Annotated in this window: 24 protein-coding genes; 12 read left to right on the top strand and 12 right to left on the bottom strand. The window is 68.9% G+C overall.

The window, feature by feature from the left end; all coding sequences use genetic code 11:
* Window positions 1-9: 9 nt before the first annotated feature.
* Window positions 10-2,172 carry a methylmalonyl-CoA mutase gene (gene scpA, locus FB547_RS14485; RefSeq protein ID WP_145743342.1) on the bottom strand — a complete coding sequence of 721 codons (2,163 nt, stop codon included), beginning with the start codon at window positions 2,170-2,172 and terminating at the stop codon, window positions 10-12.
* A gap of 127 nt (window positions 2,173-2,299) precedes the next feature.
* Here scpA and FB547_RS14480 point away from each other — a divergent pair, with 127 nt between their 5' ends.
* Window positions 2,300-2,947: a GntR family transcriptional regulator gene (locus FB547_RS14480; protein WP_145743340.1), complete on the top strand. Its 648-nt coding sequence runs from the start codon at window positions 2,300-2,302 to the stop codon at window positions 2,945-2,947.
* 132 nt (window positions 2,948-3,079) lie between these two features.
* Here FB547_RS14480 and FB547_RS14475 read toward each other — a convergent pair whose 3' ends face one another.
* Complete coding sequence (locus FB547_RS14475; protein WP_145743338.1) at window positions 3,080-3,865, bottom strand: IclR family transcriptional regulator; 786 nt, start codon at window positions 3,863-3,865, stop codon at window positions 3,080-3,082.
* A gap of 132 nt (window positions 3,866-3,997) precedes the next feature.
* On the opposite strand from FB547_RS14475, the gene FB547_RS14470 reads away from it, so the two are divergent.
* Window positions 3,998-5,002 carry a tripartite tricarboxylate transporter substrate binding protein gene (locus FB547_RS14470; RefSeq protein ID WP_186454169.1) on the top strand — a complete coding sequence of 335 codons (1,005 nt, stop codon included), beginning with the start codon at window positions 3,998-4,000 and terminating at the stop codon, window positions 5,000-5,002.
* A 37-nt stretch (window positions 5,003-5,039) separates the two neighbouring features.
* Entirely contained in the window at window positions 5,040-5,918 is an 879-nt protein-coding gene (locus FB547_RS14465; RefSeq protein ID WP_145743336.1) for a TauD/TfdA dioxygenase family protein, read from the top strand.
* A 12-nt stretch (window positions 5,919-5,930) separates the two neighbouring features.
* On the opposite strand, the gene dusA is transcribed toward FB547_RS14465, so the two are convergent.
* Genes dusA through senA form a run of 6 tightly spaced genes read right to left on the bottom strand, consistent with a single transcriptional unit; the run spans window position 5,931 to window position 11,680 of the window.
* Window positions 5,931-6,932 carry a tRNA dihydrouridine(20/20a) synthase DusA gene (gene dusA / locus FB547_RS14460; RefSeq protein ID WP_145743334.1) on the bottom strand — a complete coding sequence of 334 codons (1,002 nt, stop codon included), beginning with the start codon at window positions 6,930-6,932 and terminating at the stop codon, window positions 5,931-5,933.
* A 51-nt stretch (window positions 6,933-6,983) separates the two neighbouring features.
* Window positions 6,984-7,823, bottom strand: coding sequence for a phosphonate ABC transporter, permease protein PhnE (gene phnE / locus FB547_RS14455; protein ID WP_145743332.1), 840 nt, complete (start codon window positions 7,821-7,823; stop codon window positions 6,984-6,986).
* 10 nt (window positions 7,824-7,833) lie between these two features.
* The gene (locus FB547_RS14450) at window positions 7,834-8,673 is read right to left on the bottom strand and encodes a PhnE/PtxC family ABC transporter permease (protein WP_145743330.1); all 840 of its coding nucleotides are present in this window, start codon (window positions 8,671-8,673) and stop codon (window positions 7,834-7,836) included.
* Window positions 8,674-8,675: 2 nt separating this feature from the next.
* Window positions 8,676-9,494, bottom strand: a complete 819-nt coding sequence (locus FB547_RS14445) for a phosphonate ABC transporter ATP-binding protein (RefSeq protein WP_145743328.1) — start codon at window positions 9,492-9,494, stop codon at window positions 8,676-8,678.
* A gap of 25 nt (window positions 9,495-9,519) precedes the next feature.
* Window positions 9,520-10,377, bottom strand: coding sequence for a putative selenate ABC transporter substrate-binding protein (locus FB547_RS14440; protein ID WP_145743326.1), 858 nt, complete (start codon window positions 10,375-10,377; stop codon window positions 9,520-9,522).
* A 52-nt stretch (window positions 10,378-10,429) separates the two neighbouring features.
* Entirely contained in the window at window positions 10,430-11,680 is a 1,251-nt protein-coding gene (gene senA, locus FB547_RS14435) for a selenoneine synthase SenA (protein ID WP_145743324.1), read from the bottom strand.
* Here senA and senB point away from each other — a divergent pair.
* Together senB and senC are read left to right on the top strand one after the other, a co-directional pair.
* Window positions 11,668-12,660, top strand: a complete 993-nt coding sequence (gene senB, locus FB547_RS14430) for a selenosugar synthase SenB (protein WP_145743322.1) — start codon at window positions 11,668-11,670, stop codon at window positions 12,658-12,660. The genes senA and senB overlap by 13 nt on opposite strands.
* Window positions 12,657-13,730, top strand: coding sequence for a selenophosphate synthetase SenC (gene senC / locus FB547_RS14425; protein ID WP_145743320.1), 1,074 nt, complete (start codon window positions 12,657-12,659; stop codon window positions 13,728-13,730). The genes senB and senC overlap by 4 nt, the downstream gene beginning before the upstream one ends.
* A gap of 42 nt (window positions 13,731-13,772) precedes the next feature.
* Here the strand turns inward: senC and FB547_RS14420 are convergent, their stop codons facing one another.
* On the bottom strand, window positions 13,773-14,258 hold the full coding sequence (locus tag FB547_RS14420; protein WP_145743858.1) for a DUF305 domain-containing protein: 486 nt from the start codon (window positions 14,256-14,258) through the stop codon (window positions 13,773-13,775).
* Between the two features lie 280 nt (window positions 14,259-14,538).
* Between FB547_RS14420 and FB547_RS14415 the strand changes: the two genes are divergently transcribed.
* Entirely contained in the window at window positions 14,539-15,549 is a 1,011-nt protein-coding gene (locus FB547_RS14415) for a LacI family DNA-binding transcriptional regulator (RefSeq protein WP_145743318.1), read from the top strand.
* 6 nt (window positions 15,550-15,555) lie between these two features.
* Here FB547_RS14415 and FB547_RS14410 read toward each other — a convergent pair whose 3' ends face one another.
* Window positions 15,556-16,629, bottom strand: coding sequence for an L-idonate 5-dehydrogenase (locus FB547_RS14410; RefSeq protein ID WP_145743316.1), 1,074 nt, complete (start codon window positions 16,627-16,629; stop codon window positions 15,556-15,558).
* A gap of 20 nt (window positions 16,630-16,649) precedes the next feature.
* Complete coding sequence (locus FB547_RS14405; protein WP_145743856.1) at window positions 16,650-17,570, bottom strand: 2-hydroxyacid dehydrogenase; 921 nt, start codon at window positions 17,568-17,570, stop codon at window positions 16,650-16,652.
* A 214-nt stretch (window positions 17,571-17,784) separates the two neighbouring features.
* Here FB547_RS14405 and FB547_RS14400 point away from each other — a divergent pair, with 214 nt between their 5' ends.
* From FB547_RS14400 to FB547_RS14390, 3 genes are read left to right on the top strand one after another with little or no spacing between them, the layout of a single operon-like run.
* Window positions 17,785-18,546 (top strand): SDR family oxidoreductase, encoded by a 762-nt coding sequence (locus tag FB547_RS14400; protein WP_145743314.1) that lies wholly within the window; start codon window positions 17,785-17,787, stop codon window positions 18,544-18,546.
* Between the two features lie 3 nt (window positions 18,547-18,549).
* Window positions 18,550-19,449: an NAD(P)-dependent oxidoreductase gene (locus tag FB547_RS14395; protein WP_145743312.1), complete on the top strand. Its 900-nt coding sequence runs from the start codon at window positions 18,550-18,552 to the stop codon at window positions 19,447-19,449.
* Between the two features lie 35 nt (window positions 19,450-19,484).
* Entirely contained in the window at window positions 19,485-19,823 is a 339-nt protein-coding gene (locus FB547_RS14390) for an antibiotic biosynthesis monooxygenase (protein WP_145743310.1), read from the top strand.
* Window positions 19,824-19,826: 3 nt separating this feature from the next.
* On the opposite strand, the gene FB547_RS14385 is transcribed toward FB547_RS14390, so the two are convergent.
* Window positions 19,827-20,741, bottom strand: coding sequence for a GntR family transcriptional regulator (locus FB547_RS14385; protein ID WP_145743308.1), 915 nt, complete (start codon window positions 20,739-20,741; stop codon window positions 19,827-19,829).
* Between the two features lie 232 nt (window positions 20,742-20,973).
* Here FB547_RS14385 and FB547_RS14380 point away from each other — a divergent pair, with 232 nt between their 5' ends.
* Genes FB547_RS14380 through FB547_RS14370 form a run of 3 tightly spaced genes read left to right on the top strand, consistent with a single transcriptional unit; the run spans window position 20,974 to window position 25,032 of the window.
* Window positions 20,974-22,275 carry an aspartate aminotransferase family protein gene (locus FB547_RS14380; RefSeq protein ID WP_145743854.1) on the top strand — a complete coding sequence of 434 codons (1,302 nt, stop codon included), beginning with the start codon at window positions 20,974-20,976 and terminating at the stop codon, window positions 22,273-22,275.
* 2 nt (window positions 22,276-22,277) lie between these two features.
* On the top strand, window positions 22,278-23,372 hold the full coding sequence (locus FB547_RS14375) for a C45 family autoproteolytic acyltransferase/hydolase (protein ID WP_186454168.1): 1,095 nt from the start codon (window positions 22,278-22,280) through the stop codon (window positions 23,370-23,372).
* A gap of 34 nt (window positions 23,373-23,406) precedes the next feature.
* A complete protein-coding gene (locus tag FB547_RS14370) occupies window positions 23,407-25,032 on the top strand; it encodes an ABC transporter substrate-binding protein (protein ID WP_261380284.1) in 1,626 nt (541 codons plus the stop codon).
* Window positions 25,033-25,042 lie beyond the last annotated feature (10 nt).

Below are 25,042 nucleotides of genomic sequence, written 5' to 3'. Positions count from 1 at the left end.
CTCTGCTTCTCAGGCCGAGACCGCCGCGCGGATCTGTTCCAGCACGTCCTTGGCGCTGGCCGGAATGGGCGTGCCCGGACCGTAGATGCCCTTGACGCCGGCTTCGTAGAGAAAGTCGTAGTCCTGCCGCGGAATCACGCCGCCGACGAACACGATGATGTCGTCCGCGCCCTGCTTCTTCAGTTCGTTGATGATGGCAGGCACCAGCGTCTTGTGGCCGGCCGCGAGCGTGCTCACACCGACGGCATGCACGTCGTTCTCGATGGCTTGGCGCGCGCATTCCTCGGGGGTCTGGAACAGCGGCCCCATGTCGACGTCGAAGCCCAGGTCGGCAAACGCGGTGGCCACCACCTTGGCGCCGCGGTCGTGCCCGTCCTGCCCAAGCTTGGAGATCATCACGCGCGGGCGTCGGCCCTGTTCCTCGGCGAAGGCGTTGATTTCGGTCTTGAGGGCTTCCCAGCCTTCGGCCGAGTCGTAGGCAGCTGCGTACACACCGGTCACCTTTTGCGTGTCGGCCCGATGGCGGCCGAATGATTTTTCGAGCGCATCCGAAATCTCGCCCACCGTGGCGCGCAGGCGCACCGCATCGATGCTGAGTGCGAGCAGGTTGCCGGTGCCGTTCTCCGCGGCTTCGGTCAGCGCGTCGAGCGCGGCCTGCACCTTGGCGCTGTCGCGCGAGGCGCGGATCTTCTGCAGCCGCGCCACCTGCTGCTCGCGCACCATCACGTTGTCGATGGAGAGGCTGTCGATCGCATCCTCGGTCTTGAGCTTGTACTTGTTGACGCCCACGATCACGTCCTTGCCCGAGTCGATGCGCGCCTGCTTCTCGGCGGCGGCCGCCTCGATCTTGAGCTTGGCCCAGCCGCTGTCCACCGCCTTGGTCATGCCGCCCATCGCCTCGACCTCTTCGATGATGGCCCAGGCCGCATCGGCCATGTCCTGCGTGAGCTTCTCCATCATGTAGCTGCCGGCCCAGGGGTCGACCACGTTCGTGATGTGCGTCTCTTCCTGGATGATGAGCTGCGTGTTGCGCGCGATGCGGGCGCTGAACTCGGTGGGCAGCGCGATCGCTTCGTCGAGCGCATTGGTGTGCAGGCTCTGCGTGCCGCCGAACACCGCGGCCATGGCCTCGATGGTGGTGCGCACGATGTTGTTGTACGGGTCCTGCTCGGTGAGCGACCAGCCCGAGGTCTGGCAATGCGTGCGCAGCATCAGGCTCTTGGGGTTCTTCGGGTTGAACTTCTTCATGATGCGGCACCACAGCAGGCGCGCCGCGCGCATCTTGGCGACTTCAAGATAGAAGTTCATGCCGATGGCCCAGAAGAAGCTCAGGCGCCCCGCAAAGCCGTCGACGTCCAGGCCCTTGGCCAGCGCGGTCTTCACGTACTCCTTGCCGTCGGCCAGCGTGAAGGCCAGTTCCAGCGCCTGGTTGGCGCCGGCTTCCTGCATGTGGTAGCCGCTGATCGAGATCGAGTTGAACTTGGGCATCTTCTGCGCCGTGTACTCGATGATGTCGCCGATGATCCGCATGCTCGGCGCGGGCGGGAAGATGTAGGTGTTGCGGACCATGAACTCCTTGAGGATGTCGTTCTGGATGGTTCCGCTCAGTTGGTCCTGGCTCACGCCCTGCTCTTCGGCTGCCACCACGTAGCCCGCGAGCACCGGCAGCACGGCGCCGTTCATGGTCATGGACACGCTCACCTTGTCGAGCGGGATCTGGTCGAACAGGATCTTCATGTCCTCGACCGAATCGATGGCCACGCCGGCCTTGCCGACGTCGCCTGTCACGCGCGGGTGGTCGCTGTCGTAGCCGCGGTGGGTGGCCAGGTCGAAGGCCACGCTCACGCCCTGCCCGCCGGCGGCCAGCGCCTTGCGATAGAAGGCGTTGGATTCCTCGGCGGTCGAGAAGCCCGCATACTGGCGGATGGTCCAGGGGCGCACCGCGTACATGGTGGCCTGCGGCCCGCGCAGGTAGGGCTCGAAGCCGGGCAGCGTGTCGGTGTACTTCAGGCCCTGCAGGTCGGCCGCGGTGTAGAGCGGCTTCACGGTGATGCCGTCCGGCGTGAGCCAGTTGAGCGCGCCCAGGTCGCCGCCCGGCGCCGACTTGGCGGCGGCCTTGGCCCAGTCATCGAGGTTGGCCGGCTTGAAGGTGGGTTCGGGTGTGCTGCTCATGAGGGGCTTTTCGCAGTGTCTTGCAGGGTAGTCGCAAATTCGCCTGCAAGGGATTTGCAAGCCGGCCGCGAGTCTAACCGATCCATAATTATTAATTCAAACCCGTTTTTGCGGTACAGTCCGCCCCATGTCCGCCCTCACCCTCACCCCGCGCGCCCTCTATGAAGAAGTGGCCGAACTGCTGCGCCAGCGGATCTTCCGCCGCGAGCTCGAGCCGGGCAGCTGGATCGACGAACTCAAGCTGGCCGAGGAATACGGCATCAGCCGCACGCCGCTGCGCGAAGCCCTGAAGGTGCTGGCGGCCGAAGGCCTGGTCACGATGAAGGTGCGGCGCGGCGCCTACGTCACCGAGGTGTCCGAGCAGGACCTGGCGGACGTCTACCACCTGCTTTCGCTGCTGGAAAGCGATGCGGCCGGCGTGGTGGCCGAGCGCGCGAGCGAGGCCCAGCGCGCGGAACTCAAGGCGCTGCATGCCGAACTCGAAGCGGCAGGCGCCCCCGGCAAGGAAGACCGCGAGCATTTCTTTGCGGTCAACGAGCGCTTCCACATGCGCCTCCTGGCCATTGCGAACAACAAATGGCGCGACCAGATGGTGGCCGACCTGCGCAAGGTGATGAAGCTCAACCGGCACAACTCGCTGCTGAAGGCGGGGCGCATCGCGGAATCGCTCGCGGAACACCGGTCGGTGATGGCGGCCATCGAGGCGCGGGATGCCGCGGCAGCGATGGCGCGGATGCGCGAGCACTTCAAGAACGGCCTTGAAGCCGCTAATTAGGCTCTCCCCCAGTCTTCGCGCACTTCGTGTCGCGCGCGCCTTCCCACCCTTCCGGAGGCAACACCAGGGGACCGGCGGAGCCGGATCCCCGGTGTTTCACGAACAAATCCGGGGATTCGGGGCGCTGCGGCGTCAGTCGGTGCTGACGGTTCCGGTTTCCCGGGAGATTCGCTGGGCGATTTCCAGCAGCCTGGGAGCCACGCGGCCGAGCATGACGTCCTTGGGCAGCAGGTAGGCGGGGCCGCCGCAACTCACGCCGTAGCGCTCGCCGCGCGGGCCCTTGAGCGCGAAGCCCAGGGCGTGGATGTGCGGATGCCACTCGCCGAACGAGCTGCAATAGCCCAGGCGCGCGTATTCGTCGAGCCCGGCCGTCAGGCGCGGTTCGATCGAGGGCCAGTTCTCCCCGCTCTCCAGGCGGATCTGGTCGAGCACCTCGGCCTGCTCGGCAGCGGGTAGCGCGCCGAGGTAGGCGCGGCCTGCGGCCGAGGTGGCGATGGTCATGCGCGAGCCCACTTCGATGCGCGAACTGATCAGCGCGGAGCGGGGGCGCAGCGAATCGATGACGAGCATGTCGAGTTCGTCGCGAACGCCCATGTGGACGCTGGCCCCGGCAAATTCGGACAGTTCCGCAAGATGTGGCCGGGCCACCGTCCGCAAATCGAAATGGCGAAGGTAGCGGCTGCTCATGTCGAGCAGCGCCGGCCCGAGGCTGAAGCGGTCGCTGTCCTGCGACTGCTTCAGGTAGCCCGCGCCGACGAGCGTGGCCGTGAGGCGGGACACGGTGGCCTTGGGGATGCCGGTGGTCTCGGCGAGGTCGCGATTGCTGATGGGTGCGGCTGCCATTCCGATGACCTTGAGCAAGGCCAGCCCCCTGGCAAGCGCGCTGACCTCTTCTTTGCCGCCAATCGCGTCATTCATGTATCCAAACCCTTATTTTTTTGATGTTCGTTCATTCTTCAGCAAAAAACGGTTGACGTGCCGGTGCTCGGGAATCATTATTTCGGAACAATGTTTCATTTATACAGAAGAACAAGGCACGAAGCATCCAGGATGAAGCCCCCTCTCCCATCGCAGGACCGCCGCCTGCTGCTGCTGGCGGGAAGCGGCCTGGCGCTGTCGGGGTTTTCGGCCGCCGCCCCATCTGCAAGCGCGGGTGGCGCGGGCGACTATCCCAAGGCCCCCGTCAAGCTCATCGTCCCCTTTGCGCCCGGCGGGCCCACCGACACGGTCGCGCGCCTGATCTCGCTCAAGCTGCAGGAGATGTGGGGCCAGCCGGTGCTCGTCGACTACAAGCCGGGGGCCGGCACGGCCATCGGCGTCGACTTCGTCGCCAAGGCCCCGGCCGACGGGCTGACCTTCGGCATGGTGAACTCGTCCTTCGCGGTCAATCCCTCGCTGCGCAAGAGCTTGCCCTACGACACGGTGAAAGACCTGGCGGGCATCACGCAGATCGCCAACCTGCAGCTCGCGATCGTCGCGCGGCCCGACGCGCCCTTCAGCACGCTGGCCGAACTCGTCGCCTACGCAAAGAAGAACCCGGGCAAGCTCAGCTACGGCACGCCCGGCGCCGGCAGCACCACGCACCTGGGTGCTGAACTGCTCAAGCGCGAAGCGGGTTTCGACATGCTGCACGCGCCCTTCAAGGGCAGCGCGCCGGCGCACACCGAACTGCTGGGCGGGCGCCTCGACCTCGTGTTCGACCCCTTTCTCTCGGTGCTGCCGTACGTCAAGGCGGGCCGGATGAAGATGATCGCCACGCTCGGCGAGAAGCGGCTTCCGGGCTACGGCTATCCGACCGTGGCCGAAACCCTGCCGGGATTCCATGTGAGCGCGCTGCTCGGCTTCGTCGCGCCGCGCGCCACGCCGCCGGCGGTGGTCGCGAAGATCCAGGCCGACACCGCAAAAGTGCTGCGCGACCCCGAGATGCGCCACCGTGTCGAGGAACAGGGCATGGAAGTGGTGGCTTCCACGCCCGCGCAGTTCGACGCGTTCGTCCAGAGCGAGATGAAGCGCTGGTCGCGCGTGATCGCCGAAGCCGGCATCCAGGCCGAATAGGCCTCGCCATTTCCCATCGTCATTGGCAAGACCGCTCATGTCCCTTGAACTCACCCCCTTGCACCCGCTCTTCGCCGCCGAGGCGCGCGGCATCGACATCACGCAGCCGCTGTCGCCCTCCGAGGTAAAGCAGATCAACGCGGCCATGAACCGATATGCCGTGCTGGTGTGGCGCGGACAGCCGCTCACAGGCCGGCAGCAGATCGATTTCGCCAAGTCGTTCGGCCCGCTCGACCTGGGCCTGAAGAAGGTCTTCAAACGCCCCGAGCGGCTGGAGGACGAACGGCTGATCGACATCTCGAACGTCGATGCAGAAGGCAAGGTGGCTCGCCGCGATTCGCCCAAGAACCTGTCGAACTTCGCCAACCAGCTCTGGCACAGCGACAGCTCCTTCCAGAACCCGCGCGCCGCCTATTCGATGCTGCATGCGCTGGTGCTGCCGAGCTGGGGCGGCAACACCGAGTTCGCGGATCTTCGCGCCGCCTACGACGCGCTGTCCGAGCGCACCCGGTCGGAGATCGAAGGCCTGTGCGCCGAGCACTATGCGCTGCATACCCGCATCCTGCTGGGCGACGAGGCCTACACCGACGACCAGAAGAAAGCCATTCCACCCGCCGTGTGGCCACTCGCGCAGACACATCCGGGCTCGGGGCGCAAGCTGCTGTTCGTGGGCGTGCATGCGCGCGAGATCATCGGCTGGCCGGTGGCCGAGGGGCGCATGTTCCTTTCGGACCTGCTCGAGCATGCGACCCGCCGCGAGTTCGTCTACACGCACGAATGGCAGGTGGGCGACCTCGTGATGTGGGACAACCGCAGCACCCTGCATCGCGGCCGGCGCTACGACATCGGCGAGCGCCGCGAGCTGCGCCGCACCACCATCGAGGACGTGCCGGATGCCACGCTGATGGCGGCTTGACGCCGCCCGGCTTCAGGCCTCCTGCGCCGCGGGTTCGTGCGCGAGCGCCATCACCTCGTGCGGCGAGCGCGTCTTGAGCCGATGGTCGCTCCAGACCTGGCGCCAGCGGCGCGCGCCGGGCAGGCCGTTGCGCAGGCCCAGCATGTGCCGCGCGATCGACGACCACTGCGTGCCGTGTTCGGCCGCCTCGCGGACCATGTAGTCGCACATGAGCGATTCCACGTCCTCGCGCGTGAGCGGCTGCGGTGCGGCGCCGTAGAACTCCGCGTCCCATTCGGCCAGCCACCAGGGGTTGTGGTAGGCCTCGCGGCCTACCATCACGCCGTCGAGCAGCCGCAGGTGCTCATGCACCTGCGCGTTGGCCGAGATGCCGCCATTGATCGAGAAGTCCAGCTCCGGAAACTCGTGCTTCAGGCGGTGCACGAGCTCGTAGCGCAGCGGCGGAATCTCGCGGTTCTGCTTCGGGCTCAGGCCCTGCAGCCAGGCATTGCGCGCATGCACGATGAAGCTCTTGCAGCCGGCCTCGCTCACCGCGCCGACAAAGTCGCGCACGAATTCGTAGCTCTCGATCTTGTCGATGCCGATGCGGTGCTTGACCGTGACGGGCAGGCGGGTGGCGTCGACCATGGCCTTCACGCAGTCGGCCACCAGCACCGGCTCGGCCATCAGGCAGGCACCGAAGGCGCCGCGCTGCACGCGCTCGCTGGGACAGCCGCAGTTGAGGTTGATCTCGTCGTAGCCCCACTCCTCGCCGAGCCTGGCGCAATGCGCGAGGTCGGCCGGCTCGCTGCCGCCCAGCTGCAAGGCCACGGGGTGCTCTTCCTCGTTGAAGCGCAGGTGCCGGGGAACGTCGCCATGCACCAGCGCGCCGGTGGTCACCATCTCGGTGTAGAGCAGCGCGTGGCGCGACATCAGGCGATGGAAGTAACGGCAATGGCGATCCGTCCAGTCCATCATCGGTGCAACCGAAACGACTTTTTCTTTCAAGTTCAACAGCTTGGCGCTTTCGTTCATACAGAGGGCCTTCCGCTGTAGTTTCTCATGCAGCGGCCGCCCGGGCGCGGCTCACCGACCCATCAGGCGCCGCGCGACGTAGCTCGCGGCATCCACCAGGGCGACCAGCACGATCATCGCCAGCAGCACCGCGCTGGTCTGGCGCATCTGGAACAGCCCCAGGTGGAAGGCCAGCATCTGGCCCAGCCCGCCGGCGCCGACCACGCCCAGCACGGCCGCGGCGCGGATGTTGTTCTCCCACCGGTAGAGCGCATAGCTCATCAGCTGCGGCAGCACCTGCGGCAGCGTCGCATAAAGGAACACCCGCCCTTCCGGCACGCCGCGCACGCGCAGCGCAAAGGCGGGGCCCTGCGCCGCGTTCTCGATGCTCTCGGGGAACAGGCGGCCCAGCACGCCGGAGGTGTGCACCGCCAGCGCCAGCGTGCCCGCGAAGGGCCCGAGGCCGGCGGCAATCAGCAGCAGCGCGGCCCACATCAGTTCCGGCACGCTGCGCAAGGCATTGAGCAGCAGCCGCGTCGGGCCGCGCCAGCGCGCCGGATCGCCGGCGTGCAGCTTGCTCGCGGGCAGTGCGAGCAGCAGGCCGGCCGCCACGGCCAGCAAGGTGCCGACGACCGACATCGCCAGCGTCTCGAGCGCGGCCGGCAGCAGCTTCTGCAGGAAGGCCGCGCCAAGGGCCGGCTTCGCGAGTTCGCCGGCGAAGCGGCCCATGCGGGCCAGCGAATCGATCGAGAAGAAACGCGCCCACTGCAGGTCGAGCGACCAGAAGCTCGCGACAACCAGTGCCACCATGGCAACGACCATCCAGCAGGCGCGGCAGCGCGCGTCGAACAGCGGCGGCGGCAGCCGGTAGACCTCGTTGGCGGCGCGTGGTTTCGATTCGATCTCCGGCATGGCGAGGCTCTCAGGCCAGGGCGCGCCGCAGCCAGGCGCTCAATCGGTCGGTGGCGGCGACCAGCAGCACGAACACCAGCAGCATGGTGCTGACCTCGGCGCCATTGAACATCTTCATCGACGCATCCATCTGCTGGCCGAGCCCGCCCGCGCCCACGAAGCCGAGGACGGCGGACGAGCGGATGGCGCACTCCCAGCGGTAGACGGTGTAGCTGATGAGCTCAGCCGCGTTCTGCGGCAGCAGTCCGTAGAAAAAGGCCTGGATGCGGCCGGCGCCGTTGCGCAGCAGCGTCTCGGTCGGATGGGCATCGCCACTCTCCAGGATCTCTCCGTAGACCTTGCCCAGCATGCCGGCATAGGTCAGCGCGATGGCCAGCACGCCGGCCGTGACGCCCAGGCCGACCACGCGCACGAACACCAGCGCCCAGATGAGTTCCGGCACGCTGCGCAGCACGATCAGCAGGCCGCGCACCGAAAAGCGCAGCACCGCCGGCAACGCCGCCATGCGGCCGGCCAGCCCGGAGATCGAGAGCGAGCGCACGGACAGCAGCGTGAGCGGAACGGCCAGCACCATCGCCAGCGTGAGCCCGGCCGTCGCGATGGCCACGGTGCGCCAGGTTTCCCGCGCCACCAGCGCCAGGAACTCCGCGTCCATGCGCGGCGGCACGAAGCCGGCCAGAAACTGCAGCGCCGGCTCCAGGCTGCCGGGCGCCAGCAGCAGCCAGGGCTTGAATTCGGTCAGCACGAGCATCGGCCACAGCACCACGGCCGCGGCCAGCAGCCAGAACACGCGGTGCGCCCAGGCGGGGTCGCGCTGCGCCGGTGTCGTGCGTGATGGAACGGCGGCCATGCTCAGCGGCAGTGCATCACGACAGGCGCCGCTTCGGCCGGGCCCTCGTCAAGGACACCGGCCTGCGCCGGCTCCTGCGCATAAAGCTCGCGCAGCAAGGCTGGTGTCACCTGCGCGGTGGGCAGATCGAAGGCCAGCAACCCGTCGCGCAGGCCGATGATGCGCGGAAAGTGCTGCAGCGCGAGCGGCACGTCGTGCAGGGTGGCCACGAGCGTCGCTCCGCTGTCGCGCGCCCACTGCGTGAGGGTGTCCAGCGCCTGTCCGGCGCGGGCCGGGTCCAGCGCCGACAAGGGCTCGTCGACGAGCACCAATTGCGCCTCGGACAGCAGGCCGCGCGCCAGTCCCACGCGCTGCCGCTCGCCGCCGGAGAGGCGGTCCACGCGCGCGAAGAGCTTGTCCGCCATGTCGAAGCGCGCAAGCGCGGCGTCGGCCTGCGCGATGCCGGTCGGATAGAACAGGCTGCGCAGCGCCTGCCACAGCCCGATGCGTGGCAGCCGGCCGGCCAGCACCGCGGTCACCACGCGCTGGCGCGGCGGCAGCGGCGGCACCTGGGGCGCCAGGAACAGCCGGCCGCGCAGGCGCTGCAGTTCGCGCCGGGGCAGCCGCCACGGATCGCGGCCGTCGAGTTCGATGCTGCCGGCCGCGGGCGCGAGCGCGCAGGCCATCAGGTGCAGCAGCGTAGTCTTGCCGGCGCCCGAAGGGCCGATCACCGCGGCCTGCTCGCCCGCCGCCACGCGCAGGTCCAGCGCCCGCAGCGCGGGCGGCGCCGCGGCGGGGGCCGCCGGGTGCCGGCCGGACGCCGACCGCAGCTCGATGTTCACCGGCTTCGCTCCTGCATCGCGCCGGTCAGTTCAGCAGCCCGGCATTGCGCGCCGCGGCTTCGATGCCCTTGTAGTTCTCGGCGCGCGTCGGCACGAAGCGCGTGGCGCGCTGCAGCGCGAGGATGTCCTTGCCCTCAGGGGTGGCCGGGCTCAGCTCGACGAATGCGCGCACCAGCTGCTCGCGCCTGGCGGCCGGCATGTCGGCATGCACGGTCCAGTTGTAGTCGTAGTAGGCAGGCGTGGTGTAGAACACCCGCACCTTCGCGGGATCGACCTTCTTGTCGGCCACGAGCTTCTCCCACACCGAGATGTTGAGGGCCCCGGCGTCCACCTTGCCCGATGCGACGGCGGCCACCGTGGCGTCATGCGCGCCTGAATAGGCCACGCGCTTGAGGTCGCGGTCGGGATCGATGCCGGCCGCCAGCAGGAAGCTGCGCGGCATCAAATGGCCCGAGGTGCTGGACTGCGAGCCGAAGCTCAGATTGCGGCCCTTGAGATCGGCGAGCGAACGGACGTCCGGATTCGTCGTGATGAAGACCGAGCGGAATTTCTCGTCTTCCTCGCGCTGCACCAGCGGCACCACCTTGCCGCCCGAACGATGGCTGGCCTGCACGAAGGTGAAGCCGCCGAGCCAGGCCAGGTCGACCTGCTTGTTGGCCAGCGCCTCGACGGCGGCCGCATAGTCGGTGACCGGCGTGAACTCGACCTTGACGCCCAGCTTGCGCTCCAGGTAGGCGGCCAGCGGCGCCGACTTGCGCGCCAGCTCGGTCGGCGACTCGTCGGGGATCGCGGTGATGCGGAAGGTTTGTTGGGCCTGCGCGGCCACGGCACAAGCCAGCATGGCCAGCGCCAGCACGAAGCGCGGCAAGACAGCGAATTTCATGAGACTCCCGAAAAGCGAAGAACAAGGCGGGGATTAGACCGCAAGAGCCCTCTCACCCGCCGGCGGCCCGGCAGCTGCGGAAGCCGGCGAAGATGTCGCGGCGGTGCGGCTCGAAGAAGTTGCGGTAGCGCGCATGCGCGAGCGCCGCCGACGTGGCGTGGCATGCGCCGCGCAGCACCCGCCGGGTGCCGAACCACGGCGCCGAATAGTCGCGGTAGGGATGGGGCGTGAAGCCTGGGTAGGGCTCGAACGGGCTCGAGGTCCATTCCCAGACCCGGCTCCAGGCGAAGCCCGGCAGGGTGAGCGCCGCACACTCCCATTCGGCTTCGGTCGGCAGCCGCCGCCCGGCCCAGCGGCACCAGGCTTCGGCTTCATGCGCGTTCAGGTGAACCGCTGCATCGAGCGGGTCCAGCGGCAGCCAGCGGCCGCCGCGCCGCTGCTGCCAGCCGGTGCCCGCCGCACGCAGATGGGCGGGGTGGCGCAGCGGCTGGTGCGCGAGCCAGTCGCGGCCCGCGTCGGACCACCACGCCGGATTCTCGTAGCCGCCGCCTTCCACGAACGGCAGGAAGCGCGCCCAGCTCACGGCCTGCGCGTCGATGCGCAGCGGCTCGATGGCGACGTCGTGGGGCTGCAGCTCGTTGTCGAACGCAAAGCCGGCGCCGGCTTCGGAACCGATGCGGAAGCGCTGCGCCGGCAGGTCCAGTTCGGCGTCCGCCGCAAGCTGCGGCGCGGCCCCGCTCTCGCGCAGCGCGATGCCCAGGCCCTCGGCCATGTAGGCTGCCGCTTCGGCGTGCATGGCCTCGTGCAGGGCGACCAGGCGGAAGAAGTAGAGCGCATCGTCGTGCGCATCGGGCGGAAGCTCGTCCAGCAGAGCCAGCGTTTGCGCGAGCGTGCGTTCGAGGTAGCCGCGCGTGGCCTCGGCATCGGGCAGCGGGAGCGTCCAGCGGGTGCGGTGCGCCACGCGGCTGGAGTCGTACCAGGCGTCGGCCTGCGGCAGCAGCGACGGCTCGCGCGCAGGGTCCGGCTCGCAGGCCGCGCCCCGCGCGCGCTGCGGGTTGCGGCCGATCCACCATTCCTGGAACCAGGCCACGTGGCCCAGCTCCCAGAGCGGCGGATTGAACTCGGGCGCGTAGCCGATGCCGGGATAGGCGTCTCCCAGCGCGGCCCGAAAATCGTCCGCAAGATCGAGCGTGCGCCGCCGTGCGGCCAGCAGCGCCGCGCGCACCGATGCCGGCGGTCCCGCGCGCAACGCCAGCGCCTCGGGCGCGGCGGCCACGCTATAAACAGGCAATGTCGAATCCATCGGTTGTGATCGTAAGCCCGGCGTTGCCTGGCGCCAACAATGGCAACTGGCGCACCGCCCATCGATGGAAAACACTGCTGTCGCCTGTCTGCAGCGCACGCGTGGTGCAGCAATGGCCCGATGCAGGCGCTTCGGCCGACACCGTGATGCTGGCGCTGCACGCGCGGCGCTCGGCGGAATCGATCGCGCACTGGGCCAACGCCCATCCCGGCCGCGGCCTGGCCGTGGTGCTGACCGGCACCGACCTGTACCAGGACATCGGCAGCGACCCGCAGGCGCAGCGCTCGCTGCAGCTGGCGCAGCGCCTGGTCGTGCTGCAGGCGCTGGGCGCCGAGGCCCTGCCGCTGGAATTCCGGGACAAGGCGCGCGTGGTGTACCAGTCGACATCCGCGCGCGCCGAGCTTCCCAAGTCCGCACGCCAGCTGCGCGCGGTGATGGTCGGCCACCTGCGGCAGGTCAAGTCGCCGCAGACACTGTTCGACGCGGCGCGCCTGCTGTGCGGGCGCGAGGACATCCGCATCGACCACATCGGGGACGCGGGCGACGCCGGGCTGGGCGAACTCGCGCGCGCACTCGCCAGCGAATGCCCGGGCTACCGCTGGCTCGGCGCCCTGCCCCATGCGCAGACCCGCCAGCGCATCCAGCGCGCCCACGTCCTGGTGCACACCAGCGCGCTGGAAGGCGGAGCCCACGTGATCATGGAGGCGGTGCGCAGCGGCACGCCGGTGCTGGCCTCGCGCGTGCCCGGCAATGTCGGCATGCTCGGCGACGACTACGCGGGCTACTTTCCGCACGGGGATGCCGCCGCACTGGCGGCGCTGCTCGAGGCCTGCCGCGCCGGCCAGGGCTCCAAAGACCGCGCGGCCGGTCTGCTGGACGGTCTGCGCACACAATGCGCGTTGCGCGCGCCGCTGTTCGACCCGAGGGCCGAGCAGGCCGCACTGTTGCAACTCCTGAACGAACTCCAGCCACCACCATGAACGCTGCCCTCCCGCAAGCCCCCGCCGCCGAGCCCCGCCTCACCTCGCTGTCGCACGGCGGCGGCTGCGGCTGCAAGATCGCGCCCGGCGTGCTGTCCGAAATCCTCAAGGGCACGGCGCGCATGCCGATGCCACCCGAGCTCCTGGTCGGCATCGAGACGGCCGACGACGCGGCCGTCTACCAGCTCAACGATGAACAGGCGCTGATCGCCACCACCGACTTCTTCATGCCGATCGTCGACGATCCGTTCGACTTCGGCCGCATCGCGGCCACCAACGCGATCTCCGACGTGTATGCGATGGGCGGCAAGCCGATCCTGGCGCTCGCGCTGGTCGGGATGCCGATCAATGTGCTCAGCACGGCGACCATCGGGCGCATCCTCGAAGGCGGCGAATCGGTGTGCCGGGCGGCGGGCATTCCGATCGCGGGCGGCCACACCATCGATTCGGTCGAGGCCATCTACGGGCTGGTCGCGCTCGGGCTGGTCCATCCGAAGCGCGTCAAGCGCAATGCCGGCGCCAAGGCCGGCGACCTGCTCGTGCTGGGCAAGCCGCTGGGCGTGGGCATCCTGTCGGCGGCGCTCAAGAAGGAAGCACTCGACGCGGCCGGCTACGAACGCATGATCGCCACCACGACGCGGCTGAACACGCCCGGCCCCGAGCTCGCGGCGCTCGACGGCGTGCATGCGCTGACCGACGTGACGGGCTTCGGCCTGGCCGGCCATGCGCTGGAACTGGCACGCGGCGCAGGCCTGTCGCTGGAGATCGACTGGCAGCAGGTGCCCGTGCTGGAAGGCGTGCGCGACCTGGTTCGGTCGGGGCATGTCACCGGCGCATCCGGCCGCAACTGGGACGGCTACGGGTCCGACGTGGCGCTGCCGCAGAACTTCGCCGACCACGAGCGCGCCCTGCTCACCGATCCGCAGACCAGCGGCGGACTGCTGGTTTCGTGCGCACCCGCAGCGCTCGATGAAGTGCTGGCCATCTTCCGCCGGCATGGCTTCGACGATGCCGCGGTGATCGGTGCTGCCAGCCCGCAAGGCAGCGGGCCGCGCCTGGCGGTCCGCTGATGCGCTGGCGCGTGGGCCGGGCTGCCGAGACCGCGGCTCGGGCTACATCGCGCTCAGCCGCTTTTGGATTGCGTTCATCTCATCGATCTCCTTGCGCTGCGAGCTCGAGATCTGCCCGCACAGCCTGACCAGCTCGGGATCCTTGAGCCCGGCCTCGCGGCACATGAGAATGGCGCCCGAGTGGTGCGGCACCATCGAGGCAATGAACTGCCTGTCGCCGATCAGGCCCTGCTGCCGTGTTCCGGCAAGGGCAGCGACAAACAGGATCGCGAGCCCCGCATGGAGCGCCGCGTTGAGCGTCTTGCTGCGGTACATGCCTCGCATGGTTGCGAGCATGATGATCCCCATGGGGGCGACCATGGTGAGTGCCATGTAGAACATGTTGAGGTTGTTCCGGAAATCGCCCCAGCCGTCGATCATGGAAAACATGACAAGGTACATGACCACAAGGCTGAGCAGCATGTTCACGGCAAACATCGCGTAGGGGTGCCCGCCTTCATGCTGCGGGGCGTGGTTTTGATCTTCCATCGTGTTTTTTCCTTTGGATGCCGGTGGATGGCGATCGGGCGTGCCCGGGGCCGATGCTCGTGCGGCAAGGGCTCGCTCGCGTAGGAAAAAGACGCATCGCCTCGTGGGAAGGGAAAGTGCCCGGCCGCGCGCTGCGCTCCTCCTTTGGGCGCGTTGCCGCATGCGGATTGCCATTTCAGCCCGGCTGTCGCCTATCCTCGGACCCGCGTTCCAGCATTCCAGAGAGACCTGTCCCTTGCCTTCGTCCAAAGCAGCCTCCCCCCCGCCTCGCCCGGCGACGATGGCCGACGTCGCCGCGCGCGTCGGCGTCTCGAAGATGACGGTGTCGCGCGCGCTGAACCGCCGCACCGGCAGCGACCGCGCGACCTCGGAGGCGCTGCGCCAGCGCATCCTCCAGGCCTGCGAGGAGATGGGCTACGTGATTGACCAGACCGCGCGCACCTTCTCCAGCAAGCGCTCGGGCTTCGTCGCGGTGCTGATCCCGTCGCTGAACAACTCCAACTTTTCCGAAACCGCGCAAGGCATCGCCGCCGCCCTGGAAGCGCGCGGACTGCAACTGCTGCTGGGCTACACCGACTACCGCGTGGAGACGGAGGAGCGCCTGCTGCGTGCCATGCTCGCGCGCCGGCCCGAGGGCGTGATCCTCACCGGCGGCGCCCACACGCCCGCCGCGCGCGCCATGCTCCAGGCAGCCGGCGTGCCGGTGGTCGAGACCTGGGACCTGCCCGCCACGCCCATCGAGCACACGGTCGGCTTCTCCAACGCGGAAGCCGCCGCCGCGATGGTGCGGCACCTGCACGGCCAGGGCTACCGGCGCATCGCCTTCATCGGCGGCACCTCGAACCGCGACACGCGCGGGGCCGACCGGCAGCGCGGCTATGCCGAGGCGATCCGCGAACTGGGCCTGCCCGACGGGCGCGTCATCGGCTTCGGCCAGCCGCCGATCTCCATGGCGCAAGGCGCAGAGGCCGTGGTGCAGCTGATCCGGCAATGGCCCGATGTGGATGCGGTGATGTGCGTGTCCGACCTCTCGGCCTTCGGCGCGCTGATGGAGTGCCAGCGCCGCGGCTGGGAGGTGCCAGGGCGCATCGCGATCGCGGGCTTCGGCGACTTCGAGGTGGCCCGCGCCTCGCACCCGCGCATCACGACCGTGGCGCTGGACTGCGTGGGCATGGGCAGGGCCGCGGGCGAATTGCTGCTGCGCGTGATCGACGGCTCCCGCGACGGCCGCCGCCCGCCCGCGGAAACGGTGCTGATCCCGTTCCGCGTCGAGCAGCGGGAAAGCTCCTGAGGGCGTTCAGGCCGCGGCGGTTTCGGCGCCGGTGTCGGCAAAGTCGATCAGCACCTTCATCGCCTGCTTCCGGTCGCTCGCCAGCTCGAAAGCCTCGCGCGCCTGCTGCATCGGGAAGGTGTGCGACACGACCGGCGACAGGTCGACCCGCCCTTCGTTGATGAGCCGCACCGCCAGTGCGAATTCCGCATGGAAGCGGAACGAGCCGCAGATGCTGAGCTCCTTGGCCACCACCATGTTCTGCGGGATGCTCACGTCGCCGCCCAGGCCCAGCTGCACCACCACGCCGCGCGGGCGCATCACCTCGAGCCCGTCGCGCAGGGCACGTTCGTTGCCCGAGCATTCGAGCATCACGTCGAAGGTGCCCTTGTCGGCCGAATAGCGCGACACCCAGCCCTTGTCCTGCGCAACGTTGATGGCATGGTCGGCCCCCATGGCGCGCGCGATGGCGAGCGGCTCGTCGACCACGTCGGTGGCGGTGATCTCGGCCGCACCGTGCGCACGCGCGGCCGCGATGGCCAGCACGCCGATGGGCCCGCAGCCCGACACCAGCACGCGCTTGCCCAGCAGGGGGCCTGCGCGCGACACGCCATGCAGCCCCACCGAGAACGGCTCGGCCAGCGCCGCCAGACGCAGCGGCACATGGTCGGCCACCTTCACGCACTGGGTGGCCTCGCACAGCAGCATGTTGCGGAACGCGCCCTGCACGTGGGGCGTGCGCATGGCGCTGCCGTAGAAGCGCATGTCCAGGCACTGGTTGGGCAGGCCTTCGAGACAGAACTTGCAGGCGCCGCAGGGGCGGCTCGGATTGACCGCCACCTTGTCGCCGATGCGCACGCTGTCGACGCCGGGCGCCGTGGCCACCACGGTGCCGGCCACCTCGTGGCCCAGCACCATCGGCTCCTTGATGCGCACGGTGCCGAAGCCGCCGTGGTGGAAGTAATGCAGGTCGGAGCCGCAGATGCCGCCCATGCCGACCTTCACCAGCACCTGGCCCGGGCCGATGTCTCCGGCGTCCTGTTCCTCCAGGCGCAGGTCGTCGGGGGCATGGATCACGAGGCACATACAGCGCATACGCATGGGATTTCTCCTTCAGGCCGTCAGGCGACCGGGGTGACGAGGGGCTGGCCGCCGAAGTGGGCCTGCAGGTTGCGGCGGACCAGCTCGCCCATGGCGCGGCGCGTCTGCTCGGTGCCGCTGCCATGGTGCGGGTGCAGCACCACATTGTCGAGCGCCGCAAAGCGCGGGTCGATGCGCGGCTCGTTCTGGAACACGTCGAGTGCCGCGCCCGCGATGGCGCGCTGCTCGAGCGCCTGCAGCAGTGCGCCCTCGTCCACCGTGGTGCCGCGCGACACGTTCACGAGCCAGCCCTTGGGGCCGAGCGCCTGCAGCACCTTCGCATCGACGATGCCGCGCGTGGCCTCGCCGCCGGGCAGGATGACGATCAGCACGTCGCACCATTCGGCCATGGCCGCGAGGCTGGCGAAGTGGCGATGCGGGCTGTCCTCGCGCGCCGTGCGGCTGAAGTAGCCCAGCTCCATCTCGAAGCCCGAGAGCCGCCGCGCGATGGTGCTGCCGATGCGTCCGAAGCCGGCAATGCCCACGCGCTGGCCGAAGAAGCGGGTGGCCAGCGGCATCGGGCCCTTGGCCCATTCGCCGCTGCGCACGAAGCGGTCGCCGGCTGGAATGGACCGCTGCAGCGCGAGCGCGAGGCCCACGGCCAGGTCGGCCACGTCGCCGTTGAGCACGTCGGGCGTGTTGGTCACGCGGATGCCGCGCGCACGGCAGGCCGCAAGGTCGATGCCGTCGGTGCCCACGCCATAGCAGGCGATCAGCTCCAGCGCCGGCAGCGATGCGATCAGCTCGGCGCTGGCACCGAGCTCGCCGCGCGTGGCCACGGCGCGGATGTCCGCGGCGTGCTCGGCGATGAAGGCCTGCCGGTCCGGCGCCTCCCACCAGCGAAGCAGCGTGTAGCTCGCCTGCATCGGCTCCATATCCCATTCCGGATAGGGGCCGGGCATCAGCACATGCGGGGGTCGGGGGACAGCGGTCAAGCGGATTCTCCTGCGGGGATGGCGCGGCTGCGCAAAATAGATACCGGTAACTTTAACTGCGTTGCCACCCTGCCTGATGGAAGCCCCACGAAGGTTTCCACCATTGACGGCACAATAAGATACCGGTAACGTATTTGCATTGCCACCGCCACGCATTCCGCCATCCCTCCTGGAGCCCCGCTTGAAACTCTTCGACCTGACCGGGCGCACCGCCCTCATCACCGGCTCCAGCAAGGGCATCGGCTTCGCGCTGGCCGCGGCACTGGGCTCGGCCGGCGCGCGCATCGTGCTCAATGCGCGCGATGCCGCCGCACTCGAAGCCGCGCGCGACGCGCTGCGCGCCCGGGGCGTTGCAGCCGAGGCCATGGCCTTCGACGTGACCGACGCCGCCGCCGTGGAGGCCGGCGTGGCCCGCATCGAAGCCGAAGTCGGCGCCATCGACATCCTGGTCAACAACGCGGGCATGCAGCATCGCGGCGCGTTCGCGGAGTTCCCGATCGATGCCTGGCACAAGATCACCACCACCAACATCGACAGCGTGTTCTTCGTCGGCCGCTTCGTGGCGCAGCGCATGATCGAGCGCAAGCGCGGCAAGATCATCAACGTCTGCTCGGTGCAAAGCGAACTCGGCCGCCCGGGCATCGCACCCTATGCCGCCACCAAGGGCGCGGTGAAGATGCTCACCAAGGGCATGGCGATCGACCTCGGCAAGCACGGCATCCAGGTCAACGGCCTGGGGCCGGGCTATTTCAAGACCGAGCTGACGCAGTCGCTGGTGGCCGATGAAGCCTTCACGGCCTGGCTCTCCGGCCGCACGCCCGCCGGGCGCTGGGGCGAGGTGGAAGAACTCGGCGGCGCGGCGATCTTCCTGGCGTCGGACGCATCGAGCTTCGTCAACGGCCACATCCTGTACGTGGACGGCGGCATCACCGCCAGCCTCTGATTCATGGCCGCGCAGCCTGGCCAGCGCGTGGCCGTGATCGGCGTGGGCATCATGGGCTCGGCCATTGCGCGCCGCCTGCTCGAATGCGGCCACGCGGTGTGCGTGTTCGACCTCGACGCCGCCAAGGTCGCCGCGCTGCAGCAGCAGGGCGCGCGCGCCGCCGGCACCGCGGCTGCAGCCGCGTCGGCGAGCGGCTTCGTCATCACCAGCCTCAACTCGGCGGCGGTGCTGGAGCGCGCGCTCTTCGGCGAAGCCGGCGTGGCCGCTGCCGCGCCCGCCGATCCGCAACGGCTGCTGATCGACATGTCTTCCATCGACCCGGCCTCCACGCGCCGGCTCGCGCAGTCGCTGCGCGAGCGCACGGGCATGGGTTTCGTCGATGCGCCGCTGTCGGGCGGTGCCCCCAAGGCCCTGCTCGGGCAGCTGACGGTCATGGCAGGCGGCAGCAAGGACGACGTGGCACGCGCACGCGCCGTGATGGACAGCCTGTGCGCCAACTACACCCGCATGGGCGAAAGCGGCGCGGGCCAGACCACCAAGCTGGTCAACCAGCTGCTTTGCGCCATCGGCTTCCAGGCCGTGGCCGAGGCGGTGCGGCTGGCGGAGGCTGGCGGCGTCGATGCGTCGAAGCTGCACGCCGCGCTGGCCGGTGGCCGGGCCGACAGCCAGATCCTGCGCGAGTTCGGCCCCAAGATGGCCGCGCGCGATTTCACGCCCACCGGCCGCATCGACAACATGCTCAAGGACCTCGAGGCGGTGCAGGCCTTTGCACAGGGCGAACGCCTGCCGCTGCCGCTCGCGGGCGCGGTCTCCGAGCTGCACCGCGCCTTCGTCGCGGCCGGGCTCGGGGCGGAAGACACGGCCGCCATGATGCGGCAGTTCAACGGCTACGCGCGCGGCTGAAGCGCATATTGGCCATCCACAGAAAGAAGATCACCATGTTCATCCGTTGCGCGTTTTTCCGGGGCCGGGTCAAGGCCGGCATGGAAGAGGCTTTCGACCGGCACGTGCACGAAAAGCTGGTGCCGCTGTGGACGCGCTTTCCGGGCGTGCTCGAAGTGCGCGTGCTGCGCCAGATCGAGAGCGACGTGAGCGATCCCGAACTCGCCATGGTGCTGTCGACCCGCTATGCGAGCCGCGAAGACATCGCGCATGCGCTCGATTCGCCGGTGCGCTACGAAAGCCGCGAGGTCTCGAAGCACCTGTTCGAGATGTTCGACGGCACGGTCTTCCACACGGTCTTCAGCGCCGAGGAATTTCCGCTCGCCAGCCTTTGATGCTCAATCGCCCAGCACGCCCATTGCCCGGCGCTCGACCAGGTCGCTTGCCCGGCTCAGGTGCGAATGCATGTGTGCCGCGGCGCCCTCGAGGTCGTTGTCTTCCACCGCCTCGAGGATCTGCAGGTGTTCGCGGCATGAGGTGTGCAGCAGGTCGATGTTCACCAACGGATAGTCCGACAGGTCCGACATGCGCCGCAGCCGGTTCTGCTGCCGCACCGCGTCCAGGATGAAGCGATTTCCCGAGGCGGCGGCAAGCAGTTCATGGAACTGCGCATTGGCCTCGAAGAAGTCCATCCACGAATGCCGCGAGGCCTGCGCCAGCAGCGCGCGCTGGCGTTCGCGGCAGGCGAGCAGCCTTTCGTGGTCGACGCGAAAGCCGGGCTCGCGCAATGCCGCGCATTCGACCGTGAGGCGAAACCGGTAGCTCTCGCGTTCGCTTTCGACGGAGTCCAGCGTTTCGGTGAATTCCCAGCGCTGATAGTGCCGCCCGCGCAGCACGCCGTCCTGCAGCAGCGTGGTGAGCACGGTGCGCAGCAGCGCCCGCGCCACGCCGTAGCCTTGCGCGAGTTCGAGTTCGTTCACGCGCGTGGGCAGCTTGCCCGACAGGCGATCGCGCAGCAGCCGGTAGTAAAGCGTCTTCTCTTCGTCTTCGGGCAGTTCGCGCCGCACCAGCGCCAGCGCCTCGCGGCCGGCAACCAGCGTGTAGCCGCGGTTGGGCGCGTGCGCCAGCACATCGCGCTCATGAAGAAAGCGCAGCGCAGCGCGCACCGGCGTGCGCGAAATGCCCAGCCGGCCGGCCAGGTCGGCCTCGGTCATGTGGCGGCCGTTCTCGTAGCCGCCCGCCAACGCCTGGTCGAGGATGTAGCGGCTCACGCGCTGCGTCAGGGGCGGGATGGATGCGATCGGCTTGTTCATCGTTCGAAGGGGCCATGATCATGGCATCTTTGTATTTTTCGCCTCGAAAAACCATGTACATCTTGCGTCAAAAATACAATCTTCATTCCTAAGATCGGCCCCACGGCGACCCGGGCACCGGGTCGTTTCCCAACGGAGAAACCTACTCGTGGCCCTTGCCGACACCCTGCCCCCCTCCTCTGCCGCTGCCGCGCCGACCACCGGCATTGCGCCTTCGCTCGAGGCGTTCTGGATGCCCTTCACACCCAACCGCAAGTTCAAGCAGTCGCCGCGGCTGATCGTCGGCGGCGAGGGCCTGCACTACGACCTGGCCGACGGCCGCCGTGTGCTCGACGCCATCGCCGGCCTCTGGTGCGTGAACGCCGGCCATCGCAACCCGCGGGTCAGCGCAGCCATGAAGGCGCAGATCGACGTGCTCGACTACGCCTCGAATTTCCAGATCGGCCATCCCGCGGCCTTCGAACTCGCGCAGCGCCTCGCCCGGTTCGCGCCCGAGGGCATGAACCACGTCTTCTTCACCAATTCCGGCTCGGAGTCGGTCGACACCGCGCTCAAGATCGCGCTGGCCTATCACCGGGCGCGCGGCGACGCAGGCCGCTACCGCCTGATCGGCCGCGAGCGCGCCTATCACGGCGTGGGGTTCGGCGGCATCTCGGTGGGTGGCATCGGCCGCCAGCGCAGCACCTTCGGGCCGCTGCTCAATGGCGTGGACCACCTGCCCCACACGCACGACCTCGTGCGCAATGCGTTCTCGCGCGGACAGCCCGAGCACGGCATCGACAAGGCCGATGCGCTCGAAGCCCTGTTTGCGCTGCACGACGCCTCGACCGTGGCCGCGGTGATCGTCGAGCCCGTGGCCGGATCGACCGGCGTGCTGCCGCCGCCGCGCGGCTACCTGAAGCGCCTGCGCGAAATCTGCGACCGGCACGGCGTGCTGCTGATCTTCGACGAAGTCATCACCGGCTTCGGCCGCCTCGGTGCCAACTTCGCGGCCGATCTGTTCGGCGTGACGCCAGACCTCATCACCGCCGCCAAGGGCCTCACGAACGGCGCCGTGCCGATGGGCGCCGTGCTGATGCGCGACGGAATCCACGACGCCTTCATGCAGGGAAGCGTCGGCGCCATCGAGCTCTCGCACGGCTACACCTATTCGGGCCATCCGCTGGCCTGCGCGGCCGCGATGGCCACGCTGGACGCCTACACCGAAGACGGGCTCATCGCGCAGGCGGCAGCGCTCTCGCCTTTCTTCGAGGACGCGATCCATGGCCTGCGCGGCCTGCCGGGGGTGATCGACATCCGCAACACGGGTCTGCTCGGCGGCATCGAGCTGCAGGCCTGGGCCGACGGTCCGGGCACGCACGCGCAAGCGGTGGCGCAGCAATGCGTCGAGCTGGGCGTGCTGGTGCGCTCGGTGGGAGACACCATCGCGCTCTCGCCGCCGCTCACGATCGGGCGCGAACACATCGGGCAGATCGTGGATGCCCTGCGCACAGCCATCGCGCAGACTGCGCGCCCGACGGACAAGGAAGCATGAACATGGACAACATCGAATCATTCCCCCTCTACGACATCGAAGGCGACGCGCGCCAGTGCGGCCAGCAGTACGGCCGCGCGGCCGGCGACCGCATCGACCTGAGCCTGCGGACCTATCGGCTGGCCTTCGAACGCGTGGGCCTCGGCTGGGACCGCACCCGCGCGCTCGCACGCCGCTTCATGCCGGTGATCGAGGCCTTCGACGCCGGCATGCTGCGCGAGATCGAGGGCGTGGCCGAAGGCGCGGGCGTCCCGGCCGAGGACATCATCGCGCTCAATGCGCGCAGCGAGATGCTCTATGCCTTTGCGCAGCTCGAAGCCACCGAGCCGCCCGACGGCTGCACAGGCGTGGTGGTGATGCCCTCCGCCGCGCGCGACGGCAGGCTCATCCACGCGCAGAACTGGGACTGGCGCGTCGAGAGCCTGGAGCTCGGCGTGGTGCTGCGCATCCAGCCCGCCAAGGGCCCGGCCATGCTGACCTTCGCCGAAGCGGGCACGCTGGCACGCGCCGGGCTCAACAGCGCCGGCATCGCGGTGACGGGCAACTTCATCAAGGCCGATGGCGACGGCAGGCAGCAAGGCGTGCCGCTGGCGCTGATCCGCCGCGGCATCCTGCAGTCGGAGCTCTATGCCAATGCGCTGGGCGTGGTGTGCCGCACGGCGCGCTCGATATCCAACAACATGATCCTCACGCACGCGGAGGGTGAGGCGGTGAGCCTGGAAACTTGCCCGGAGCAGGTCTTCTGGCAACAGCCGGAGAACGGCATCCTGGTGCACGCCAACCACTTCAAGACGGCGGCCGCGCTGGCACGCGTGGTGGACCGCAGCCTGGAAACCACGCCCGACTCGCTCTACCGCGACCGGCGGGTGACCGAGGCGCTGCACAAGCGCGCGGGCGACCTCACCGAGCAGGACGTGCTCGACGCACTGCAGGACCGCTTCGGCGCACCGCGCGCCGTGTGCCGAAGCCCGAGCGCGGGCCCCGGGGGTGCGTCGTCGGCCACAGTGGCCACCATCGTCATGGACCCGGCGGCACGCAGGATGCGTATCGCACCGGCTCCCTTCAAGGCCCACCGGTTCACCGAGTATTCCCTCTGACATGCCACGCCCAGCCCTCGCCAGGAGTGTTTCCATGAAACTGCCCCGACCCCGCCCGGCCGCCAAGGCGGCGCCTCTTGCACGCCCGCGCCTGCGCTGGCCGATGCGCATCGCCGCCGCGGGCCTGTGCCTCTGGACGACGGCTTCGGCCCTGGCCCAGAACGGCGCCGGCCAGACGCTGCGCATACAGATCAACTCCGACATCCGTTCCACCGACCCCGGCGGCAACCGCGACGACAACACCGACAACGTGCTGCTGCATGTGGTCGAGGGCCTGGTCGCGCTGCGCGAAGACACTTCCGTCGGCCCCATGCTGGCAAGCCGCATAGACACCTCGGCCGACGGGCTCACCTACACCTTCACGCTGCGCGACGGCGTCAAGTTCCACAACGGCGCCACGCTCGCCGCGGACGACGTGGTATGGAGCTGGCAGCGCTACCTGAAGCCCACCAGCGGCTGGCGCTGCCTGTCCGAGTTCGACGGCAAGGGAATGACCAAGGTGCTGTCGATCGAGGCGCCCAATCCGAAGACGGTGGTCTTCAAGCTCGAGCGCGCGAGCAGCCTCTTCCTGCCGATGATGGCGCGCCCCGACTGCGGCAGCGCCGCGGTGCTGCACCGCAGCTCGGCAGGCGCCGACGGCCAGTGGAAGGAACCCGTGGGCACGGGTCCGTACCGGATCAAGGAATGGAAGCGCGGCCAGTACGTGGAGCTGACGCGCTTCGAAGGCTACGTCTCGCGCGCCGAACCGCGCGACGGATACACCGGCGGCAAGAAGGCCGAGATCGAGAACCTGCGCTTCGCCGTCATTCCCGATTCGGCGGCCGCGAAGGCCGCGCTCTACAGCGGCGGCATCGATGCCTTCCTGAGCCCCAGCCCGTCGGACGTGGTCGAAATGCGCGCGCGCAGCGACGTGATCGTCGACACCACGCCCGTGATGAGCATGGTGGCGCTGCTGCTGCAGACCACCGACCCGGTGCTGAAGGACGTGCGCGTGCGCCGCGCGCTCGCCCTTGCACTCGACACGCCTGAAATCGCGCGCACCGTGACCGAGGGCCTCTCGCCCGTCAACAACTCGGTGGTGCCCTCGTCCAGCCCCTACTACAGCCCGGCGCAGGCCAGCGGCTACAAGCGCGACCTGGGCGCGGCGAAGAAGCTGCTGGCCGAAGCGGGCTACCGGGGGCAGCCGATCCGCCTGCTTGCCAACAAGCGCTACGAGGCGCTCTACTCCGCCGCCGTGCTGATGCAGGCGATGGCGGCCGAGGCCGGCATCAACGTCGAACTCGAGGTGCTCGACTGGGCCACCCAGCTCGACCGCTACACCAAGGGCCAGTACCAGGCCATGGCCTTCATCTATTCGGCGCGCATCGATCCCTCGCTCAACTACGAAATGGTGTCGGGGCCCAAGGCAACCCAGCCGCGCAAGGTGTGGGACAGCGCCTTTGCGCAAACCCGGCTCGCCGAATCGATGACCGCGAGCGACAAGGCACGGCGCCAGAGCCTCTTCGACGAGATGCATCGCCAGATGCTGCAGGACGTGCCGATGGTGGTGCTCTTCAACGCCAGCGATGCCACCGCCATGCGCAAGAGCGTGACCGGCTTCAAGGGCTGGGCCCCCGCCAAGCCGCGGTTCTGGAACGTGCGGCTCGACGCCCGCTCCTGAGGCCAGGCCA

Origin of the sequence: Variovorax beijingensis, from assembly GCF_007828835.1 — a bacterium.
GTDB classification, from domain to species: domain Bacteria; phylum Pseudomonadota; class Gammaproteobacteria; order Burkholderiales; family Burkholderiaceae_C; genus Variovorax; species Variovorax beijingensis_A.
This window is presented reverse-complemented; position numbering and strand designations above follow the sequence as displayed.

Bases quoted from the DNA above. Each gene is read 5' to 3' on its own strand.
- scpA (WP_145743342.1), bottom strand. From the start codon at position 2,172: ATGAGCAGCACACCCGAACCCACCTTCAAGCCGGCCAACCTCGATGAC.
- FB547_RS14480 (WP_145743340.1), top strand. From the start codon at position 2,300: ATGTCCGCCCTCACCCTCACCCCGCGCGCCCTCTATGAAGAAGTGGCC.
- FB547_RS14475 (WP_145743338.1), bottom strand. From the start codon at position 3,865: ATGAATGACGCGATTGGCGGCAAAGAAGAGGTCAGCGCGCTTGCCAGG.
- FB547_RS14470 (WP_186454169.1), top strand. From the start codon at position 3,998: ATGAAGCCCCCTCTCCCATCGCAGGACCGCCGCCTGCTGCTGCTGGCG.
- FB547_RS14465 (WP_145743336.1), top strand. From the start codon at position 5,040: ATGTCCCTTGAACTCACCCCCTTGCACCCGCTCTTCGCCGCCGAGGCG.
- dusA (WP_145743334.1), bottom strand. From the start codon at position 6,932: ATGAACGAAAGCGCCAAGCTGTTGAACTTGAAAGAAAAAGTCGTTTCG.
- phnE (WP_145743332.1), bottom strand. From the start codon at position 7,823: ATGCCGGAGATCGAATCGAAACCACGCGCCGCCAACGAGGTCTACCGG.
- FB547_RS14450 (WP_145743330.1), bottom strand. From the start codon at position 8,673: ATGGCCGCCGTTCCATCACGCACGACACCGGCGCAGCGCGACCCCGCC.
- FB547_RS14440 (WP_145743326.1), bottom strand. From the start codon at position 10,377: ATGAAATTCGCTGTCTTGCCGCGCTTCGTGCTGGCGCTGGCCATGCTG.
- senB (WP_145743322.1), top strand. From the start codon at position 11,668: ATGTCGAATCCATCGGTTGTGATCGTAAGCCCGGCGTTGCCTGGCGCC.
- senA (WP_145743324.1), bottom strand. From the start codon at position 11,680: ATGGATTCGACATTGCCTGTTTATAGCGTGGCCGCCGCGCCCGAGGCG.
- senC (WP_145743320.1), top strand. From the start codon at position 12,657: ATGAACGCTGCCCTCCCGCAAGCCCCCGCCGCCGAGCCCCGCCTCACC.
- FB547_RS14420 (WP_145743858.1), bottom strand. From the start codon at position 14,258: ATGGAAGATCAAAACCACGCCCCGCAGCATGAAGGCGGGCACCCCTAC.
- FB547_RS14415 (WP_145743318.1), top strand. From the start codon at position 14,539: ATGGCCGACGTCGCCGCGCGCGTCGGCGTCTCGAAGATGACGGTGTCG.
- FB547_RS14410 (WP_145743316.1), bottom strand. From the start codon at position 16,629: ATGCGTATGCGCTGTATGTGCCTCGTGATCCATGCCCCCGACGACCTG.
- FB547_RS14405 (WP_145743856.1), bottom strand. From the start codon at position 17,570: ATGCCCGGCCCCTATCCGGAATGGGATATGGAGCCGATGCAGGCGAGC.
- FB547_RS14395 (WP_145743312.1), top strand. From the start codon at position 18,550: ATGGCCGCGCAGCCTGGCCAGCGCGTGGCCGTGATCGGCGTGGGCATC.
- FB547_RS14390 (WP_145743310.1), top strand. From the start codon at position 19,485: ATGTTCATCCGTTGCGCGTTTTTCCGGGGCCGGGTCAAGGCCGGCATG.
- FB547_RS14385 (WP_145743308.1), bottom strand. From the start codon at position 20,741: ATGAACAAGCCGATCGCATCCATCCCGCCCCTGACGCAGCGCGTGAGC.
- FB547_RS14380 (WP_145743854.1), top strand. From the start codon at position 20,974: ATGCCCTTCACACCCAACCGCAAGTTCAAGCAGTCGCCGCGGCTGATC.
- FB547_RS14375 (WP_186454168.1), top strand. From the start codon at position 22,278: ATGGACAACATCGAATCATTCCCCCTCTACGACATCGAAGGCGACGCG.
- FB547_RS14370 (WP_261380284.1), top strand. From the start codon at position 23,407: ATGAAACTGCCCCGACCCCGCCCGGCCGCCAAGGCGGCGCCTCTTGCA.